Source organism: Photobacterium panuliri (assembly GCF_059920555.1).
In genome coordinates, this window is sequence record NZ_CP197193.1 from 1,498,777 (window position 1) to 1,518,017 (window position 19,241).

The following is a 19,241-nucleotide window of genomic DNA, read 5'->3' on the forward strand; positions in this document are numbered from 1 at the left end:
ATGGGAGGGGCCGGTATTATGGCTGGTTCATATTGCCCAGCTTCAACCATGTATCAATAACCGTATCGGGGTTGAGCGATACCGAGCTGATCCCCTGTGCCATTAGCCAGCGGGCCAGATCATCGTGGTCGGATGGGCCCTGCCCGCAAATGCCAATGTATTTTCCTGCGTGGGTTGCTGCGTCGATCGCCATTTTGAACATCGCCTTCACGGCGGGGTTGCGCTCGTCAAACAGGTGCGCGATATCGCCCGAGTCACGATCTAGCCCCAGCACAAGTTGGGTCATGTCGTTAGAGCCAATCGAGAAGCCATCGAAATATTTCAAAAACTCACTGGCGAGGATGGCGTTGGACGGCACTTCGCACATCATGATGACTTTCAGCCCCTGTTCGCCCCGGCGCAGGCCGCATTTGGCAAGCAGGTCGATAACCGATGCCGCCTCGCTTGGCGTACGGACGAACGGGATCATGATTTCGACATTCTTCAGGCCCATTTCATTACGCACGCGTTTGAGCGCCTGTGTTTCAAGCTCAAAACAGTCTTCGAAAACCGGCGAGATATAACGGGATGCCCCACGGAAGCCCAGCATCGGGTTTTCCTCATGGGGTTCATAGCCCTTGCCACCGACCAGGTTGCTGTATTCGTTTGATTTGAAATCAGACATGCGAACGATAACGCGCTTGGGCCAGAAGGCAGCGGCAATAGTCGCGATCCCTTCGGTGAGTTTGCTGACGTAAAAATCAATCGGGTCTTTGTAGCCGCGAATGGCATGGGCGATCTCGGCTTTTAGGGTTTCGTCTTGCTCGTCGGCATTAAGCAATGCCTTGGGGTGGATGCCGATCATCTTGTTGATGATAAATTCGAGGCGTGCCAAGCCAACGCCTTCGTTGGGAAGCTGGGCGAAGTCGAAAGCGCGATCGGGATTGCCGACATTCATCATGACCTTGGTAGGCAGATGCGGCAGCTCGTCTACCGAGGAGCGCTTGATATCAAATTCCAGTTCGCCACGGTACACGTAGCCGGTTTCGCCTTCAGAGCAAGACACGGTGACGTTTTCACTGTCTGCCAAACGCTTGGTGGCATCACCACAGCCGACGATAGCCGGTATGCCGAGTTCACGGGCAATAATGGCAGCGTGGCATGTCCGGCCGCCCCGGTTGGTAACAATGGCGGCGGCCTTTTTCATCACCGGCTCCCAATCGGGATCGGTCATGTCGGTAACCAGTACGTCGCCGGGTTGAACCAGCGCCATTTGATCCAAGCTGTCCACCAACCGTACCGGCCCTTTGCCAATACGCTGACCGATAGCGCGGCCTTCGATCAAGACGTCGGTCTTGTTGCTTAGCTCATAGCGTTCGATAACGTTGCTTTTGTTTTGGGAGCATACGGTTTCTGGGCGGGCCTGGACGATATAAAGCTGGCCGTCAATGCCATCTTTGGCCCATTCAATGTCCATCGGGCGCTGGTAGTGCGCTTCAATGATCATCGCCTGTTTGGCTAGTTCTTTGATTTCGTCGTCTGTGAGCGAAAAGGTATTGCGTTCGTCTGCTGAGGTGTTGATGGTTTCAACTTGTTTGCCGATTTCTTGGCTGTCGGCGTAGATCATCTTGATCTGTTTTGAGCCAAAGACCTTTTTCACGATAGGGTGGTGGCCTGCCGATAGCATCGGCTTGTGGACGTAGAATTCATCGGGATTCACCGCTCCCTGTACGACCATTTCGCCCAGCCCCCACGATGAGGTGATAAAGACCACCTTATCGAACCCCGACTCGGTATCGAGCGTGAACATGACCCCCGAAGCGGCCTTGTCTGAACGCACCATGCGTTGGATCCCGGCTGATAGCGAGATCCCTCGGTGGTTGAAGCCTTGGTGAACACGGTACGAGATAGCGCGGTCGTTAAACAGCGAAACGTAAACGTGTTTGGTGGCCTCCAAGACGGCATCGATCCCTTTGACGTTCAGGTATGTTTCCTGCTGGCCGGCAAAAGAGGCATCCGGGAGATCTTCGGCGGTGGCTGAAGAGCGAACTGCGACGGATATTTCGGGATGGTTGTCGGTAAGCTCTTGGTAGCTTTCGCGGATATCCTGCTCGATATCGGCCGGGAATGGCGCCTCCAATACCCATTGACGGATGGTGGCACCGGTCTTGCGAAGTGCGTCCAGATCGTCAATATCCAGTTCATCGAGCAGTTGGTGGATACGCTCGTCCAGCCCGTCGTGGTCGAGGAACCGGTTGAATGCATGCGAAGTCGTCGCAAACCCGTTGGGTACGGATATCCCCACGTTAGCCAAGTTGGAAACCATTTCGCCGAGTGATGCATTTTTACCGCCGACCTTGTCGACATCATCCATGGATAGACCGTTGAACCAGAGGATGTTCTTTTGCATGTTTTTCTCCAGAAACATTACAGCTGTTGTAGGGAAGATCAAAAGCAATCGATTACATTTCAGCGTGGAAAATTGCTCCGGATTTCCAAAGCTGTGGGGAATGTAACTGAATGCCGAGGTGATTTATTTATATGATGTAGCTCGCATACTACTCAATAAGCGATGAAAAAATAAACAAAAATGAAAATAAATAGCCAAAGACGTGACGTATTCTATGTTTCTGACGGAACGGCCATCACCTGTGAAACGTTAGGGCATGTTGTTCTGAGCCAGTTTTCCTTCATCCCCGATGAAAAAACGTTTCCGTTTGTTGATAGCACAGAGCGGGCGGCAGAGGTGTTCAAGGAAATTGAGGCTTCTTACCAGCATAGTGGTATTAAGCCATTGGTTTTCTTCTCTATTGTGCTGCCAGATGTGCGCGAGATGGTCTGCCGCGCGCCTGCGCACAACTATGACGTGCTGGGCAATATTGTGCAGAAGGTACAAGATGATATTCAGATGGCACCGCAACCTCAATTGCAGCGCTCTCGCAGCGTAGGCAAAGACTCCGAATCCTATTTCGATCGTATAGCCGCCGTTGAGTACACCCTTGCCCATGATGACGGTATTACGCTCAAAGGCTTGGATGAGGCCGATATCATTCTGCTGGGTGTGTCGCGCAGTGGCAAGACCCCAACCAGCCTCTATATGGCAATGCAGTTTGGCCTGCGGGTGGTCAATTATCCCCTTATTGCCGAAGATCTGGCCGCAATCCGGTTGATGCCGGAGTTTGAGATCCACCGCCATAAACTGTTTGGGTTGACTATCGCCCCTGAGCGCCTGAGTGAGATTCGAGAAAACCGCCTGTCGGGAAGTGATTATGCCAGTGCGAAGCAGTGCCAGTTGGAGGTCGACACGGTAGAGGCACTCTTCAGGCGAGAAGCGATCCCCTATATCACCACCTCGTCACTGTCGGTGGAGGAAATCACCACCCGAATCTTGGAAAGAACCGGGCTGAAGCGCAGCCTGTTTTGCTGATGGTGTTATCCGGGTTTGTTCAGGGGATAGGATTTCGAAATGCTTATGGGGTAGGGGAGGATAATGATTAACTTAGTTTGCCATACATAAAATAATGGTTGAGTATCAATGTAAATTTAAACATGTTTAACCTTTTTAAAATATTGTGTTTGTTTGCTTCTTCAAGCTGGCATCTCCAATCATCTGGTACTAGTAGTGCGACAACTCTTAAGGCGATTGCGACGTGTGCAATAGTCTACTTCTTTGAAACTGATAGCTTGGTCGATACTGGTATTACCGACTTAGATCATAACAATCAAAAGTAGCTTGTTAATGTGCTGTTACACCAAACTCATACCTTTGCCATATTTTCAATAAATTCAGCTTAATGGGTTGAATTTGAAGTAACAACCCCAAATCTAGATACATGAGAAGTTGCATATGAGCAACTTTGAAACCTATTGACTCAGAAAGGTGTAATTATGGCTAGAAAACCAGTTTTTTTTAGTTTCCATTACGGAAATGATGTAATGCGCGTGCAGCAAGTTCGGAACATAGGTGCGCTTGAAGGCAACACCCCAGTTTCAGCTAACGATTGGGAAACAGTAAAACGTGGCGGTGACGCATCTATCAAACGCTGGATCGATGACAATTTGAAGTACAAGCAATGCGTTATCGTGCTTGTGGGGAAAGAGACTCACGCTCGTCCTTGGGTTAAATACGAAATTGAAAAGGCTTGGAATGATGGAAAACCAATTTTTGGCATTCATATTCATAACTTAGCCTGCCCTCGCAACGGAAAAAGCCTAAAAGGTAAGAATCCATTTGAGCAATTCACATTTAAGGATGGAACAAAACTGTCATCGATCGTGAGCTGCTACGATCCTAACCCAATAGAGACTTACAAGGACATAGCTGAAAACATGGAGTCTTGGGTTAACAAAGCCATAGCTCAAAGAAAAAAATAGCCGTGATATCCCAAACTAAAGGGCGTACTTTGCTATACGAAAAGATGCATTACATACCAAAGTGTAGCTCTTATCATTGCTACCACTTATAACGCTATAAAAATGAGTCGATAGAGATACTAATAATGAGAAACCGAATAAAACAGTCATTTCTACAAGATATAGGAAAAGAGCTTGCCGAAGAAAACGTAGCAGTTTTTGCGGGGGCAGGTATGTCGGCAGGAGCTGGATTTGTAAACTGGGCAGAGTTACTCCGCCCCATAGCTGATGAACTAGGTCTTGATGTTGATAGAGAAAACGATCTGGTCGCTCTCGCTCAATATCACTGTAATGACAACGAAGCCAACCGTAGCCAGTTAAACCAAAGATTAATTGAAGAGTTTTCAAGAGAAGCTGAAGAAACTGAGAATCACAGAATACTGGCTCGACTTCCGATCCGAACTTACTGGACTACCAACTATGACAGAGTTATAGAATTAGCTCTAGATAAGGCTGGGAAAATTGCCGATATAAAGCATACTAAAGATCACTTGGCAACGACAAAGCCAAAACGTGATGCTGTTGTTTACAAGATGCACGGCGATGTTGAACACCCAAGTCAAGCAGTTCTAACCAAAGATGATTATGAAAAATATCATGTCAAAATGGAACAATACTTAGCTAACTTAAAGGGCGACCTAATTTCTAAGACATTCATTTTTATCGGCTTTAGTTTTACCGATCCAAACTTAGACTATATTCTTAGCAGAGTTCGTGTAGCTTATGAAAAAAACCAAAGACGACACTACTGTTTTATAAAAAATGTAGAAAAGAAAAAAGATGAAGACGATGTGGATTTCGAGTATCGCGCTAGAAAACAAGAATATTTTGTAAAAGACCTCGCAAGATTCAACATCAAAACAATACTGGTTGATGATTTTCGAGAGATTACCGATTTACTAAAAAGGCTTGAGAGAAAATTCAAATCTAAAACTGTATTTATTTCAGGTGCGGCTCATGAATACGGAAATATGGAAGAGCATGATGCTTTAAAGTTTGTATATGAGTTAAGTAAGAAATTAGTTTCTAAAAATATGCGAATTGTCTCAGGTTTCGGATTAGGCGTTGGAAGTTCCGTCATTTCTGGCGCACTAGAACAAACATTTAAAAGTCCAAAAGCAAAACTTGAAGACAAGCTTATATTACGGCCATTTCCACAATCTACCGCTGGAGACATTCCGTTGTCTGGGCTTTGGACGAAATATCGAGAAGATATGATAGATTATGCAGGCATAGCATTGTTTTTATTTGGAAATAAATTAAATGGTGAAGAAGTTATATCTTCCAATGGCATGCGGGAAGAGTTTGAAATTGCAAAAAAAAATGAGCTTTTCCTGTTGCCTATTGGTGCGACAGGGTATATGTCAAAAGAGTTATGGCTTGAGCTAAATACGCAAATTCAAGATAATCCTAATATTTCAAATAAAATGAAGGAACTTTATTTAAAACTAGGTGAGTTAGAAATTGAGTCTGAGAATCTGATTGACATAATAATAGAAATACTCGAGCTAAACGAGAAGAGTCAATAATATAAAAATTAAAAATATAAGCCATGGCATTGTCATGGCTTTCAACGTAGAATAAAGAATTGCTATGGCTGGAATTGTAAAGAGAAAGTATAATAAAGAGAATGGTTTATACATGAAGTCATTCACACAACCACTTAAGTCAATATCAAAGATCCTCCCTGTTGAATATAACAAAGTTACAATACTTAATCTATTTAAAGAGTTTTACCCCAGACAGTGGAATGAACTTATTAGTCGGCATCAATATTATACCGATAAAGATAAAAATCTTAAAATGAATGGAAAGAAGACTCGTTTTCATCATAAAAGGCCAGAAGATTTCTTATTTGGATTAGCTAAGACTCAACAGATCATATCTCATAGATTTAAAGAAGAGCATAAAAAACACTTCAATAAAGCAGTCAGAGATCATGAGTATGAGAAATTTAAAGAAGAAAGAGAAATAAAAAACAACATTTACCAAAAAAAGATTGAAGAAAATAACAAGCTAGCACAAAGCGTGGAGCCATTATATATAGACCTATTTATATCTCAATATCATCGAAAAGGTATTACCATTCAAGAAAAATTAGAAATTGTATATGAGATTAAAAAATTTAACTGTAAGAAGTCAATAAGATTCTTACAGAAATTAAATGATAGTGAGAGAAACAATCAAGTAAGAAGAGAGGTGTTTAATCATCTTCAGAAATCAGGAATATATGTAAAGCTTCGTAAAAACTTTAAAGGAAAGCAGAAACAGTATCACATAGAGCGTGACAAGTTTATAGTAACACCTAGAGACCTAATAAAAAGGCTAGACTCCAATTCAATACAAAGCAAAAAATCATTTGACATTTTTATTTCACATAGCTTTCATGATAACGATAGAGCTTTACAGTTAAAGGACTCTTTGAATAGTCACAAATTATCAGTATATTTGGATTGGACAAGCGATAATGATTTCTTAAGGCGTGAAATAGCCAGTGACTATACTAAGCTGGTTCTAAAGGAAAGAATAAAACAGTCAGATATTGTTATTTTTTTAAAATCAGAAAACTCAACAAACACAGACTTTGAAATTAAATCACCTTGGATCGAAATGGAGCTATCTTTTGCTAAGAAAATAAAAAAAACAATCATGTGTGTTAATTTGTCAGGTGGAGATAGTCCATTTGAAGAAGTTTCAATTTCATTGAATGAGGATAAATTTCAGATACATAAAAAAAGCATTGAAGATATTTATTCTCACCTAAATAAGTCATTTTCATCTAAAGGTACTTATTACCATAAGAGCAATTTACTCTAAACTTTGTGAATCAAACAAATCTTGTCAACAGACGGTCGGGAGGGGGTAGTCAATAAAAATTTGTCCACTCCCCCCCTTAAAGCCGACATTCAAAGTCGGCTTATTTCTATCATTGCTACTCGCTTGATATGACCCTCACCTGCAACCCTTTCTAGCTTCCCCCTTGGAAAGGGGCTTGTTTCTCTGTTCCCCATTCTTTTCGTTGTGGTTAACTAATATGAATGCGCTGCTATAGGTGTTTAGGACAGCGGTAGTTAACGTGGGCACAGGCGGCTGGTGTCTGCCAATGTCGGGCGGAACAAGCGGCGAAATGTACTGGGGGTCATCCCTTTGCTTTGCCTGAACTGGCGGTTGAAGTTGGAGAGGTTGCTAAAGCCGGACTGTTCGGCGATAAGCGCGATGGGCAGTTCGGTGCTGATGATCCGCTCGCAGGCCTTGCCGATGCGGTAGCGTTTGAGGTGGTCGGCAAAACTTTCGTTGAAGTGGCGTTCGAACAAGCGGTAGACCGAGCTTTCGCTCATGTGGAGTATGTCGCATAGCTCTGCAATACGAATTGGCCGCTGGTAATGGTGCTCGATGTAGTTTTGCAGCCGATGTAAGCGTTGAAGCTGTCCGCTGGAGTCATCGGGCAGGCGGAAGGCATAGGTGGTAGAGGCCAGCGTTTCGGCATGGCGGTCTTCGGCCAGCAAAAGCAGAATATCGATGATGGCACCGAATTGGCGGGCGGGGGAGAGCTCGCGGGTCTGGCGCAGTTTCTCGGCGACCTTTTCTGCGCAGGCTTGGCTGAAGCGAAGTCCGCTGGAGGATTGTTTTAGCATCGGCTCGAGGATTGCCAAGGCGGGCTCTGCCTTGATCATCGTTTCGATCCAGCGGGGATCAAACCACAGGATATGGTTGCCGACGTCGCAGTGACGATCGGGCAGGGAGTGGCCGGATACCATGTGGGGCAGGCCGGGGCCATAGAGTACCAAGGTGTTGTGGGTCTGCTCGTAGCACCGATCGCCGCTGATCGCGGTGCTGCGGGTGACTTGCTGCGGATCGTGGCACAGTACTAGTTCAAATTCGTGGTGATAGTGCCACCCGCAACCGAATAAATGATCCTTGCCAAGGCAGCTGTAATGTTCGATCCGCCAAGTGAAGTTATTATCTTGCCCTATTTTTTCGATATAGGGTTTCATGGTTTGTGCCCGTCCTTGTTGGCGTGTCGCTGGCTATAGTAAACGGCGGTCAGCAACGGATTTCATGATGACGGAATAGTATTATTCATCGGCAGAACAATACAACATATCCATGTTGGCGGCGGTAGACTTTCGTGAAACCAGTCGCAACATGAGATGAGTGTGCTATGCCGTTGAATCGACCTATCTTCTTTTTTATTGCCGGGATTTTCTTTTCTGGTTTGGGCGGGGCTTTTCTGTTTCCGCTGACAACCCTGTACTTGGTTGAGGCACTCGGTGCCACGCCTTTTAGGCTTAGTTTGTACCTCGTTTGTAGTGTGCTCAGCGCGATTGTGGTGTCGCAGTGGCTGGCCCGGTATTCGGATCAGGGGATGAGCCGCAAACGGCTGATCACCATTGCGGCGCTGTGCTACGTTGCCACGGCGCTGATTTTTGCCTTTAACCGCGAATACTGGGTGGCGCTGGCTGTTGTGGTTTCGGTGACCAGCGTCAGCAGCGTTGCGTTCCCACAGGTGTTTGCGCTGGGAAGAGAGTATGCCGATCAGCATTTGGCAGGGAAAGGAACGCTGTTCCTCAACACTATGCGCGCTACTATCGCCCTGGCCTGGGTGTGTGGTCCGCCGTTGGCGTTCCTGTCCCAGTCTACTTACGGGTTCACCATGACCTTTCTGGTTACTGCGGTGTGCGGTACCGTAAGTATGCTGATTTTCTTAAATCTGCCCGATATGAAGGAGCAAGGCGCGGCTGAAGGAGAACATGCAGATATAGCGTCAATAGAGGTGAGCGTCCCGTGGTATCGTCAGTCCAAGGTGATGGTTTTTATGGCGGCGGTAGTGCTGATGTTCTTTGCCAGCAACCTCTATATTCTCAGCATGCCACTTTACCTGACCAAGGAGCTGGGCCGAGACAGCGGCTTGGCTGGCCAGATGATGGGGCTGGCCGCCTTGATTGAGATCCCGATTATGCTCGGGGTAGGCGTTGTGGTCGCGCGTTTGGGGGCTCACCGTTTGCTCAATCTCGGGGTGATGTTCGGCTGCCTGTTCTATATCGGAATGACACAGGTCACCAGTGAAGGGGCACTCCTAGCTCTGCAAGTATTCAACGGCCTATTCATCGGCACGACGGCCACGCTGGGCATGGTGGTGATGCAAGACATGATGCGTGATCAGGTGGGTACGGCCACGACGTTATTTTCCAACGGGCTGCAAATCAGCATGTTGCTGGCAAGTGTGACTATTGGTGTGCTGGCTGGGTATTTTAGTTACTACAGTGCATTCTGGGTGAGTTTGTCGGCGGCGGGGGGCGCTTTGTTGCTTCGGTTGATTCAAGATCAGTTATATACAATGCGGCGCAAAGTGACTGTTACGGTACAGCCGTAATACGGCGTTGAAGCGTTATGTGATTGCTGTGCTTTAGCCCTGTTGTATGCCATCCGGTCAAATCTGATTTTCAAAAATGCAAAAATAAGATGAGGCATGGGTCACTCAAATTCTAGGTAACAGGCGTTAGTCTCTGAGTAATTTGCGTTATTTTGCGTAGAAATTAGGAGGAGACAATGAGTAACTTAATAGCATGCGCCCCATGTTGCTGGGGGGTAGATAGCTCAGACAATCCCCATAATCCCAATTGGATGAGTGTGGTATCGGAAGCGTGGCTGGCCGGCTATGTCGGCATCGAGCTGGGGCCCAACGGCTTTTTGCCTCAGGATGCCGATACGGTCAATACCGCACTTTACTTCAAGGGGTTGGAAGTGTGTGCCGCAACATTGATTGAGCCATTATCCGATCCTGTTTATTACGAGAGTATCCTTAACAAATCCAAGCAGTTGTGTGCCATGCTCGAAAAAATCGGTTGTACCCAACTGGTTGTGATCGATGTGGTCAACGATGTCCGTAACCTGTCGGCTGGGGTATCGGCCTCGGCCCCTCGGCTGGATGATGCCCTCTGGGCACAGATGATCAGTACGATCCGTGATATTGCGAGCATTGCCAAGAATTACGGCATCCGAGTTGTGGTCAAACCCCAGACTGCGAGCTATATCGAGTTTCGCGACGAGATTGAAAGGGTCTTGGCCGATCTGACCCCGGCCGATGCGGGTTTGTGCCTTGATACCGGCCAGTTGTATTACGCTGGGATGGATCCCGCCGATACCCTGCTTGATTTTGCCGATCGGCTGGAGTATTTGAATTTCAGCGACCTCAACGAGGGACGATTCAATCAGGCATTGGCCGATCAGATTGGTTTTCGACAGGCGCGAATCAATGGTGTGATGTGCCCGTTGGGTGAGGGGGTCATTGATTACAGGGCGATTGCTGACGTGCTGGCGAAAATAAATTACCGGGGGTGGATTACCATCGAGCAGGATCGCGATCCAGGCCAGAGCGCGACAGCCTTCATGGATATCAAAAAAAGCCGCCAGTTGCTGATGGATACCGGTATTTTTGTATAGCCATGTCGGTGATGGCGGATTGGCTTGGGCTGGTACGCCATTGCGTTTGGTTTCTGCTGTTCGAAAGCTCTGTACGTCACGGTGTGCCGTTACATTCTGATATGCCTGTGAGTGCTCAAAATTTAGATATCGAGGCTCAATGTGCTGCTAATTGAATATCCATCCAGTAAAGTGGTCGGAACTATCACAAAATAAGGACGTAAGCATGAATGGAGCAGGCGGTACAACGGGTGGCGTTGGGCAGTTCTTTATCGGTTTGATTATGATGTGCGGCGGGTTTTATCTGTTGTTTAATGCCATTTCGGTATCTTCGAGCTTTGGATTGGGATCGAGGTTATACAGTTTCTCCGTGTTGGGTTCTGGTGTGGGGATAACAGGCGGAATGATCATGATCCCGTTTATGTTCGGTATCGGCTTGCTGTTCTTCAATGGTAGGAACATTATTGCGTGGTTGTTGACGGTGGGATCGGTTTCCGCCCTGATTATCGGTGTTATATCGTCCATTCGCTTTAGTTTCAGAACCATGACGGCGTTCGAGCTGATCATGATTTTGGTATTGGCTATCGGGGGGCTGGGGCTCTTTTTCCGTTCGCTCAAGAATATTGACGAGCGACACTGATGTTGCCCTGACAAGGTGTAACCGCATTATTATTTCTAAAATACAGCCGCTTACTAAGCGGCTGTATTTTTTTGTTTTTACCGAAACGTATATCTCGAGTCGCAGACAGTTTGCTTTACTATCATTTTTAGTGATGGTTATTGGCTTTTAAGTATCATAATAAACGTTAAATTGGCGTTGTTCCCGTTTTTGAATTGCAAGAGGTTGCTACTATGAGAACAACGTCAGATCGAATCCGCCATGCTATTTTCTTTGAGCTGATCGGCCTTGTTATTATTGTTTTTGGCCTGAGCCAACTTGGTTTCCAACTTGGTCATGTCGGCGCGGTTGGGGTGCTGTTTTCGGTGATCGCCACGGTGTGGAATTTTGTCTACTGCAAGTGGTTTGACGCCATGATGCCTCGCCTGTTCAAAACGACGGTGAAAACGGTTTTGCACCGGGTTGTGCAAAGCATCGGCTTTGAGGCTGGCTTGCTGGTGATTACGATTCCGGTGCTGGCCTGGGTGCTTAACGTTAGCCTGTGGCAGGCACTGTTGCTGGATTTGGGGTTGGTGGTTTTCTACCTGTTCTATTCGTACATCTATAACTGGTGTTATGACTGGGTATTTCCGGTTGCAAGGCCAGCCAAGTGAGTCGGGCTGATTTCCGCCGATGAAATACGGCCTCTGTTTTACAAAAAGCCAGTGCAGCCTATGCACTGGCTTTTTGTTTTATTCTTGGGGGATAAATGTATCTTCCAGAAGTTGTTGTAACTCGGGAAGGCAGCTGCCGCACCCTGTGCCTGCTTGGGTACAGCGGCTGATCCCGGTCACTGAGTGAAGTTTGTGGGTGCGGATAGCGCGGGTGATGGTGTGATGGCCGACGTTTTTGCAACTGCACACGGTTCGCCCTGCCTGTATGTCGGGTGATGATCGACCGGTAAAAAGGGATTGTACCAAGGGATCATTTAGCGAACGGGTGAGCAAGGTATAAATGTAGTCTTTTTCAAGGTTCGGCTCAGCAGGGGTCACCACAAAGGCTGCCTGAATGCGCTGGGCCTCAAGGTAGACTACGCGGTACTCAGCGTGGTTTTCAATCATGATGGTTTGTGTGGGGCTGTGTTGGTTTGGTGGCGAGAGCTCATCGTTATGCTTGGCTGTTTTATAGTGGGCTTTTTCATGCACTGCTGTTTCATGGAAGGCGAGAAGCTGCTGAAGTTTCTGTGATAGCCAACATGGTGCTTGCCCCGAGCTGATTCGGTACAGGTAGCCATGTGTGATGCGTTGTACCGTCCAGCTGTTGATAGCATAGCGTGCAAACAGCTCGTTACTGATGATGCTCCGGGTTGTCAGTAGGGCCTCGCTTTCGCATACAAGCGGGTGAATATTGATAGGGGTACATTTGAATTCTGGTTGCCCCGAGAGTGGATCGCGGTGTGCCCCGATGAGGCTGTTGATATTGCCGAGGCTGGTTGTGCTATCACTCCAGTGAAACGGGGCAAAGGCTTGTCCCTGCTGGGTGTCATGGCTGATTCTCACGCGTAATCGTACTTGGCCGTATCGACTCGATACTCGCGCCAAGTGGCCATCATCCAAGCCATATCTGGTGGCATCGAGCGGATGCAGGGTGATAAATGGCTCGCTAATGTGTTCGGATAGCCTTGGTGATAATCCGGTTCGGGTTAGGGTATGCCAGTGATCGCGGAGCCGTCCGGTGTTGAGAATGAGGGGGAATTGCCTGTCCGGTGCAGAGGCAGGCTGGTGGTGGGTGGTGGGGATAAATTGCGCTTTGCCTGACGCAGTTGCGAACCTCCCATCTTTCAATAGCCGAGATGTCGGCTGATCACATTGGTATACGGGCCACTGTTGGGGGAGTAATTGCTGGTATTGCGAGTGGCTCAGATTGACCAGTCCAGCAAGGTTAAGCGGGCGAGGTGTGGCAGGGGGACGGTCAGGAGAAGATGGGGGCCTGCCGTTATGATGTTCCGTTTCACGGCCAAGAGTTGTCATCGTGGCATATTCGCTAAAGATTTCGCCTTCGTGGCGGTAGTTGAAGGCTTCTGCATATCCCATTCTTTTGGCGACTTCACAGATCATCCACCAGTCTGGTTTTGCTTCCCCCGGGGAGGGCAATATTCGCCGTTGGCGAGAGATCCGCCGCTCTGAATTGGTCACCGTGCCGGATTTTTCGCTCCATCCCTGCGCGGGCAGTGCGACATTAGCGTGGCGTAAGGTATCGGTTTTCGCCATGCAGTCAGACACGACGACAAAAGGACAGTTTTCGAGGATTTTATTGATTTTTCGACTCACTGGGAGGGTAACAGCTGGGTTGGTGGCCATGATCCAAATGGCTTTGATGGTGCCTTTTTCTATCGCATCAAACATATCGATGGCTTTGAGCCCCGGAGCATCGGCTAACTTGTTTGTATGCCAGAATTGACTGATCAGCTGGTGGTGCTGCGGATTGTCAAAGGCCATGTGTGCGGCCAGCATGGTCGCTAATCCTCCGACCTCTCTGCCCCCCATGGCATTGGGTTGGCCGGTGACGGAAAACGGACAGCTGCCGGGTTGGCCAATACGGCCGGTGGCCAGATGGCAGTTGATGATGCTGTTGACTTTGTCTGTACCAGATGACGATTGATTGATGCCTTGGGAGTAAACGGTCACGGTACGCGGGTGGCGGGCAAACAGGCGGTAAAATGCTTCAATGTCCGAGATAGCGAGCCCTGTTGCGGCGGCTATCGTATCGAGGTTAGCAAAATCGGAAGTAGTGGCGAGAGCTTGGCAAAAACCTTCGGTATGCTCGGCGATGTAACGGTCGTTGAGATGCTGGTGTTTGTTGAGGTACGCCAGCAGGCCGTTGAATAGGGCGATGTCGCTGCCCGGTTTGAGTGGCAGGTGCAGATCCGCAATATCACAGCTGGCTGTCTTTCTCGGATCAATCACCACCACCTTGGTATTGCGTGTTGCTTGTGCGGCGCGTAGCCGCTGGAAGAGTACTGGATGACACCACGCCAAGTTTGATCCCGCCAGAACCACCAGATCCGCCAGCTCAATATCTTCATAGCACCCCGGAACCAGATCTGCACCGAAGGCCCGTTGATGGCCAGCCACGCTTGATGACATGCACAAGCGAGAATTTGTGTCGATATTGCCGGTGCCGATAAACCCTTTCATCAGCTTGTTGGCAACATAGTAATCTTCAATGAGCAGCTGGCCAGAGACATAAAATGCCACCGCCTGTTTGCCGTGTCGCCGAATGACTTCGGAAAATTGATTGGCGACATGGTCAAGTGCCTGATCCCAAGATGCGGGTTCACCCTCTATAGAGGGGCGTAACAAACGCCCCTGTGCCCCGACGGTTTCACCGAGCGCCAGCCCTTTTGAGCAGAGCTTGCCGTAGTTGGCGGGGTGTGATTGATCGCCACGAATATCCAATTCGCCCTTTGCGTTGGGTTTGGCCTCTACCCCACAACCTACCCCGCAATAGGGGCAGGTTGTCTTGATCCATCCGTTTGTCTTTTTATCCATGACATTCTCCTCATCCAATGCTTAGCACAGCAATAACCGCGCCAATATTGGTAGGGAGAGTAGGTGGTGCGTCTTTCTATCGATAAACGTATTGATGGCGGTAGGTTCTGGTTTCTAGCGGGTGGCCTCTTCCTAAGAATCGCATCGTTCTGACTCGGGGCTAGATTGGTGCAAATGCCCCTTCGTTGCACGTCATGGGTGCAGATGGTGAGGCTAAACGGGGGGCTGGGGAGAGGTTATAAGCGTACGGATTAATTTAAAAGTGATTGCTTAACAATTGGTTACCTGATGATGAATGTGCAGCTGTTGGGGATGGCACTGTCCTTGCTGTGGCTCAGTGTAGTAACTAATGACTAACCGGTCAGTAAGTGGGTTAACACGGACAGTAGCAAGGGGAAGCCATGACGCACAATGGAACGCTAGTTGATGAAGCGCGAATACATCAGGAAATTGAAGAGCAGGAGCTTCTTGGGTGTGGTGTTGCCTTTGATGAAGCGCTGGAGGCTTATGAGGCTAGTGCAGACGTGCGTACGCTGGCGATGAAGCGAGGTTGCGTTGATTTGGTAGGGGCCGGACCCGGTGATCCTATGTTGTTAACGCTTAAGGCGCTGCAGTCTATCGAGCTGGCCGAGGTGATTGTCTATGACAAGCTGGTTAGCGAGGCTATCCGAGAGCGATTTCCGGCGCAGGCAGAATTAGTTTACGTGGGCAAAGCCAAAGGGCAGCACAGTTTGAGTCAGGATGAGATTAATCGCTTGCTGGTCAAATTGGCGCTCCAAGGCAAGAGGGTATGTCGGCTAAAAGGCGGGGATGCGTTCATTTTTGGTCGGGGTAGCGAGGAAATACTGGTTCTGAAAAAGTTTGGGATCCCCGTCTCGCTGATTCCCGGGATCACTGCGGCCACGGGATGTGGTGCCTATGCCGGTATCCCCATGACCCATCGTGGCGTGTCACAAGGGTGCACGTTTGTGACGGCCCATACCGAAAAAGATTCGCCTATCAATTGGCTGGCTCTGGTGCAGTTATCCCATACGCTGGTGTTCTATATGGGGGTGAGCAAGGCCGATGAGATTGCCCAGCAGTTGCTTGCTGCGGGGGCAAAGGCAGAGATGCCGGTGGCGGTGATTGAAAATGGTTGTTGCCCGAAGCAGCGCACCTTCACCGGGACATTGGTTAATTTAGCGAGCTTGGTGAGCGGTAATCAGGTTGGGGCTCCCGCTCTTATTGTGATTGGCGAGGTTGTGGCGTTATCAGAGCAGCTGCAATGGGTGGTGTCAATGGCCGAAACACAAGAGTACCTGCCAGCGTAACGAGGAGGGGAGCATGAAAAAACAGCGAATCGTTGTGGTCGGCAATGGCATGGTGGGCCACAAGTTTATCGAAGACATGCTGGCCCAAGAGGGGGCTAGTGAGTTTGAAATTATAACGTTCAGTGAAGAGCCGAGACTCGCGTATGACCGGGTTCAGCTCAGCCATTACTTCAGCGGCAAAACAGCCGGTGAGTTAGCGTTAACAGACGAGCAGCGCTACCAGCAGCAGGGGATCCGTTATGTGTTGGGGGAGGCGGTGACTGACATCGACCATCGGCATAAAAGGGTGGTTACAGCCTCAGGGTTACAAGAGGGCTATGACACGCTGGTTCTGGCCACGGGCTCTTTTCCCTTTGTTCCGCCTATCCCCGGTAACGACCAGCAATATTGCCATGTGTACCGCACTATCGAGGATCTTGAAGCGATTGAGGCATCCGGGAGCGAAAGCGACGTCGGGGTTGTGGTCGGTGGGGGGTTGTTGGGATTGGAAGCGGCGAATGCGCTTAAATCGATGGGGCTGGCGACGCATGTGGTGGAGTTTGCCCCCCAGTTGATGGCGGTACAACTCGATAGCGGCGGCGGGGAGTTGCTCCGGCAGAAAATAGAAGCGTTGGGGGTTCATGTACATACCGGCAAAGCGACCACAGAGATAGTGGCTGGTGAGCATTGCCGTTATCGGATGAATTTTTCTGATGGGGCGTTTCTTGAGACCGACATGATTATCTTTTCTGCCGGGATCAGGCCGCAAGATTCGCTGGCTCGTCAAAGCGGCATTGAGGTCGGCCCCCGTGGCGGCATCGTGATTGATGATTTTTGCCAAACCAGTACCCCTGATATCTATGCCATTGGTGAGTGCGCCTTATGGCAGGAGAGGATTTTTGGTTTGGTTGCCCCCGGTTATCAGATGGCGAAAGTCGTGGCCAGTAATCTTGCGCTTGCCAAAACGTCTCAAGCCCCGGTTGAGCCTGAATCGCTCCGGAGGTTTAGCGGAGCCGACATGAGCACCAAGCTCAAGCTGCTTGGGGTGGATGTTGCCAGTATCGGTGATGTGAACGGTGGCGATGATAATGCGCAGTCCTATACCTACAGCGATGGTATTGAGCAAGTCTACAAACGGCTGATCCTCTCACCGGATGGCGACAAGGTGGTGGGGGCGGTACTGGTCGGTGATGTCGAAAGTTACAGTACATTATTACAGACCAAGCTCAACGATTTGCCTTTACCTGATAACCCTGCCGTTTTGATTTTACCCCAGTTAGCCAGTGATATAGAGAGTCGCAATGATGCGGGTACGGGTATTGATGCACTGCCTGATACCGCGCCAATTTGTTCGTGCTATGACGTCACCAAGGGCGATATTCGGCAAGCGGTAGCGGCAGGATGTTCGGATATGGCGGCATTGAAATCGGCCACCAAGGCGTCGACCGGCTGTGGCGGTTGTGCGGCGCTGGCAAAGCAGGTGATGGATGCCGAGCTTGTCGCTTTGGGGGCAGAGGTGAACGATCATTTGTGCGAGCATTTTGCTTTTTCCCGCCGAGAGCTGGCCGATATTGTGCGAATAAAGCGGATCAAGACATTCGATGATTTGATTTCCAGCCATGGCAACGGTTTGGGCTGCGATGTGTGCAAGCCTGCGGTTGGTTCGATACTGGCATCGTTTTGGAACGATTATGTGCTGGAAGACCGGCACATGGAACTGCAGGACACCAATGATATTTATCTTGGCAACATGCAAAAAGACGGGACGTATTCGGTTGTCCCTCGTATTCCCGGTGGAGAGATAACCCCGGATAAGTTGATTGTGCTGGGTGAGGTGGCCAAGCAGTTTGATCTGTACACCAAGATCACCGGTGGCCAGCGGGTGGATTTGTTCGGGGCCCAGTTGCACCAGCTGCCGCAGATCTGGCAGCGGCTGGTGGCGGCGGGGTTTGAAACCGGCCATGCCTATGGCAAGTCGGTGCGTACGGTGAAGTCGTGCGTCGGCAGTACGTGGTGCCGCTATGGCGTAAAAGACAGCGTCGGGTTCGCGATTGATTTGGAAAATCGCTACAAGGGGCTGCGTGCGCCACATAAGTTGAAATTTGCCGTATCGGGCTGCACTCGGGAATGTGCGGAAGCCCAGTCGAAAGACATCGGGGTAATAGCCACCGAGAACGGTTGGAATCTGTACGTGTGTGGCAATGGGGGGATGCGTCCGCGCCATGCCGATTTGTTTGCCTCGGATCTGGATGGCCCGACGCTGATCGCCTATGTGGATCGGTTGTTGATGTTTTATATCCGTACTGCCGATCGTTTGCAGCGTACCTCGGTGTGGCTGGAAAACTTGGAGGGAGGGCTGGGATACCTCAAACAGGTCGTGATTGATGACACGTTAGGGATTGCCGCCGAGCTGGAAGCGGATATGGCCGAGACATTAGGCCGCTATCAATGTGAATGGAAAACAACCTTGGAATCGCCGGAGAAACTCAGACGTTTCAGACATTTTCTGAACAGCGATCAAGGGGATGACAAATTAGCCTATGTTATAGAGCGCGGCCAGCGACGTCCGTTGTCTGCGTCTGAACGGCATATTGATATTGTAGATGTTACCGGGGAGGGGCGGTGATGAGAGCTTTATATCCGGATCCAAACCAGTGGCAGACGGTGTGCCAGAAAGAAGATCTGATTGGCCATACCGGGATCTGCGTATTAGTCGCACAGCAGCAGGTCGCGGTGTTTTTCTGTGCCCGAACAGACACGCTCTATGCCGTGGGCAATTATGACCCTATTGGCGGTGCCAATGTGATATCGCGGGGGATTATAGGCTCTATCGGTGACGAGAGGGTGGTTGCATCACCTCTGTATAAACAGCATTTCAACCTGCAAACAGGTCAATGTTTGGAGCAGCCGGATGTGTGCCTGCAAACGTACCCTGTACGGTGTCATCAGGGTGAAATTCAGATTGCATTTGATGTAGAAGCGAAATAA

At 49.1% G+C, this 19,241-nt stretch carries 14 protein-coding genes; 11 read left to right on the plus strand and 3 right to left on the minus strand.

Features of this window, described 5'->3' with window-relative positions; translation table 11 throughout:
• Positions 1-16 precede the first annotated feature (16 nt).
• A complete protein-coding gene (gene ppsA, locus ACSF8X_RS22905) occupies positions 17-2,389 on the minus strand; it encodes a phosphoenolpyruvate synthase (RefSeq protein WP_500851605.1) in 2,373 nt (790 codons plus the stop codon).
• Positions 2,390-2,569: 180 nt separating this feature from the next.
• Between ppsA and ppsR the strand changes: the two genes are divergently transcribed.
• The 4 genes from ppsR (at position 2,570) to ACSF8X_RS22925 (ending at position 7,209) form a co-directional block, all read left to right on the plus strand.
• Positions 2,570-3,406, plus strand: a complete 837-nt coding sequence (ppsR, locus tag ACSF8X_RS22910) for a posphoenolpyruvate synthetase regulatory kinase/phosphorylase PpsR (RefSeq protein ID WP_500851606.1) — start codon at positions 2,570-2,572, stop codon at positions 3,404-3,406.
• A 461-nt stretch (positions 3,407-3,867) separates the two neighbouring features.
• Positions 3,868-4,353 carry a TIR domain-containing protein gene (locus ACSF8X_RS22915; protein WP_500851607.1) on the plus strand — a complete coding sequence of 162 codons (486 nt, stop codon included), beginning with the start codon at positions 3,868-3,870 and terminating at the stop codon, positions 4,351-4,353.
• 125 nt (positions 4,354-4,478) lie between these two features.
• On the plus strand, positions 4,479-5,921 hold the full coding sequence (locus ACSF8X_RS22920) for an SIR2 family protein (protein ID WP_500851608.1): 1,443 nt from the start codon (positions 4,479-4,481) through the stop codon (positions 5,919-5,921).
• Between the two features lie 64 nt (positions 5,922-5,985).
• Entirely contained in the window at positions 5,986-7,209 is a 1,224-nt protein-coding gene (locus ACSF8X_RS22925; RefSeq protein ID WP_500851609.1) for a toll/interleukin-1 receptor domain-containing protein, read from the plus strand.
• A gap of 254 nt (positions 7,210-7,463) precedes the next feature.
• Here ACSF8X_RS22925 and ACSF8X_RS22930 read toward each other — a convergent pair whose 3' ends face one another.
• The gene (locus tag ACSF8X_RS22930) at positions 7,464-8,387 is read right to left on the minus strand and encodes a helix-turn-helix domain-containing protein (RefSeq protein WP_500851610.1); all 924 of its coding nucleotides are present in this window, start codon (positions 8,385-8,387) and stop codon (positions 7,464-7,466) included.
• Between the two features lie 167 nt (positions 8,388-8,554).
• On the opposite strand from ACSF8X_RS22930, the gene ACSF8X_RS22935 reads away from it, so the two are divergent.
• The 4 genes from ACSF8X_RS22935 (at position 8,555) to ACSF8X_RS22950 (ending at position 12,087) form a co-directional block, all read left to right on the plus strand.
• On the plus strand, positions 8,555-9,766 hold the full coding sequence (locus ACSF8X_RS22935; protein WP_500851611.1) for a sugar efflux transporter: 1,212 nt from the start codon (positions 8,555-8,557) through the stop codon (positions 9,764-9,766).
• Positions 9,767-9,942: 176 nt separating this feature from the next.
• On the plus strand, positions 9,943-10,836 hold the full coding sequence (locus ACSF8X_RS22940) for a sugar phosphate isomerase/epimerase family protein (protein ID WP_500851612.1): 894 nt from the start codon (positions 9,943-9,945) through the stop codon (positions 10,834-10,836).
• A 205-nt stretch (positions 10,837-11,041) separates the two neighbouring features.
• Positions 11,042-11,455, plus strand: a complete 414-nt coding sequence (locus ACSF8X_RS22945) for a hypothetical protein (protein ID WP_500851613.1) — start codon at positions 11,042-11,044, stop codon at positions 11,453-11,455.
• Positions 11,456-11,667: 212 nt separating this feature from the next.
• Complete coding sequence (locus tag ACSF8X_RS22950; RefSeq protein ID WP_500851614.1) at positions 11,668-12,087, plus strand: PACE efflux transporter; 420 nt, start codon at positions 11,668-11,670, stop codon at positions 12,085-12,087.
• A 78-nt stretch (positions 12,088-12,165) separates the two neighbouring features.
• Here the strand turns inward: ACSF8X_RS22950 and ACSF8X_RS22955 are convergent, their stop codons facing one another.
• Positions 12,166-14,964, minus strand: a complete 2,799-nt coding sequence (locus ACSF8X_RS22955; RefSeq protein WP_500851615.1) for a molybdopterin-dependent oxidoreductase — start codon at positions 14,962-14,964, stop codon at positions 12,166-12,168.
• A gap of 401 nt (positions 14,965-15,365) precedes the next feature.
• Between ACSF8X_RS22955 and cobA the strand changes: the two genes are divergently transcribed.
• The 3 genes from cobA to nirD are packed head-to-tail and all read left to right on the plus strand — an operon-like array spanning position 15,366 to position 19,241.
• Positions 15,366-16,274: a uroporphyrinogen-III C-methyltransferase gene (cobA, locus tag ACSF8X_RS22960; RefSeq protein ID WP_500851616.1), complete on the plus strand. Its 909-nt coding sequence runs from the start codon at positions 15,366-15,368 to the stop codon at positions 16,272-16,274.
• Positions 16,275-16,287: 13 nt separating this feature from the next.
• Positions 16,288-18,879, plus strand: a complete 2,592-nt coding sequence (gene nirB / locus ACSF8X_RS22965; protein WP_500851617.1) for a nitrite reductase large subunit NirB — start codon at positions 16,288-16,290, stop codon at positions 18,877-18,879.
• Positions 18,879-19,241 (plus strand): nitrite reductase small subunit NirD, encoded by a 363-nt coding sequence (gene nirD / locus ACSF8X_RS22970; protein ID WP_047879567.1) that lies wholly within the window; start codon positions 18,879-18,881, stop codon positions 19,239-19,241. The genes nirB and nirD overlap by 1 nt, the downstream gene beginning before the upstream one ends.

Coding starts and splice junctions, on each gene's coding strand:
- ACSF8X_RS22925 (WP_500851609.1), top strand. CDS start 5,986: ATGGCTGGAATTGTAAAGAGAAAGTATAATAAAGAGAATGGTTTATAC.
- ACSF8X_RS22935 (WP_500851611.1), top strand. CDS start 8,555: ATGCCGTTGAATCGACCTATCTTCTTTTTTATTGCCGGGATTTTCTTT.
- ppsR (WP_500851606.1), top strand. CDS start 2,570: ATGAAAATAAATAGCCAAAGACGTGACGTATTCTATGTTTCTGACGGA.
- ACSF8X_RS22950 (WP_500851614.1), top strand. CDS start 11,668: ATGAGAACAACGTCAGATCGAATCCGCCATGCTATTTTCTTTGAGCTG.
- ACSF8X_RS22930 (WP_500851610.1), bottom strand. CDS start 8,387: ATGAAACCCTATATCGAAAAAATAGGGCAAGATAATAACTTCACTTGG.
- ACSF8X_RS22920 (WP_500851608.1), top strand. CDS start 4,479: ATGAGAAACCGAATAAAACAGTCATTTCTACAAGATATAGGAAAAGAG.
- ppsA (WP_500851605.1), bottom strand. CDS start 2,389: ATGCAAAAGAACATCCTCTGGTTCAACGGTCTATCCATGGATGATGTC.
- cobA (WP_500851616.1), top strand. CDS start 15,366: ATGACGCACAATGGAACGCTAGTTGATGAAGCGCGAATACATCAGGAA.
- ACSF8X_RS22915 (WP_500851607.1), top strand. CDS start 3,868: ATGGCTAGAAAACCAGTTTTTTTTAGTTTCCATTACGGAAATGATGTA.
- nirB (WP_500851617.1), top strand. CDS start 16,288: ATGAAAAAACAGCGAATCGTTGTGGTCGGCAATGGCATGGTGGGCCAC.
- ACSF8X_RS22940 (WP_500851612.1), top strand. CDS start 9,943: ATGAGTAACTTAATAGCATGCGCCCCATGTTGCTGGGGGGTAGATAGC.
- nirD (WP_047879567.1), top strand. CDS start 18,879: ATGAGAGCTTTATATCCGGATCCAAACCAGTGGCAGACGGTGTGCCAG.
- ACSF8X_RS22945 (WP_500851613.1), top strand. CDS start 11,042: ATGAATGGAGCAGGCGGTACAACGGGTGGCGTTGGGCAGTTCTTTATC.
- ACSF8X_RS22955 (WP_500851615.1), bottom strand. CDS start 14,964: ATGGATAAAAAGACAAACGGATGGATCAAGACAACCTGCCCCTATTGC.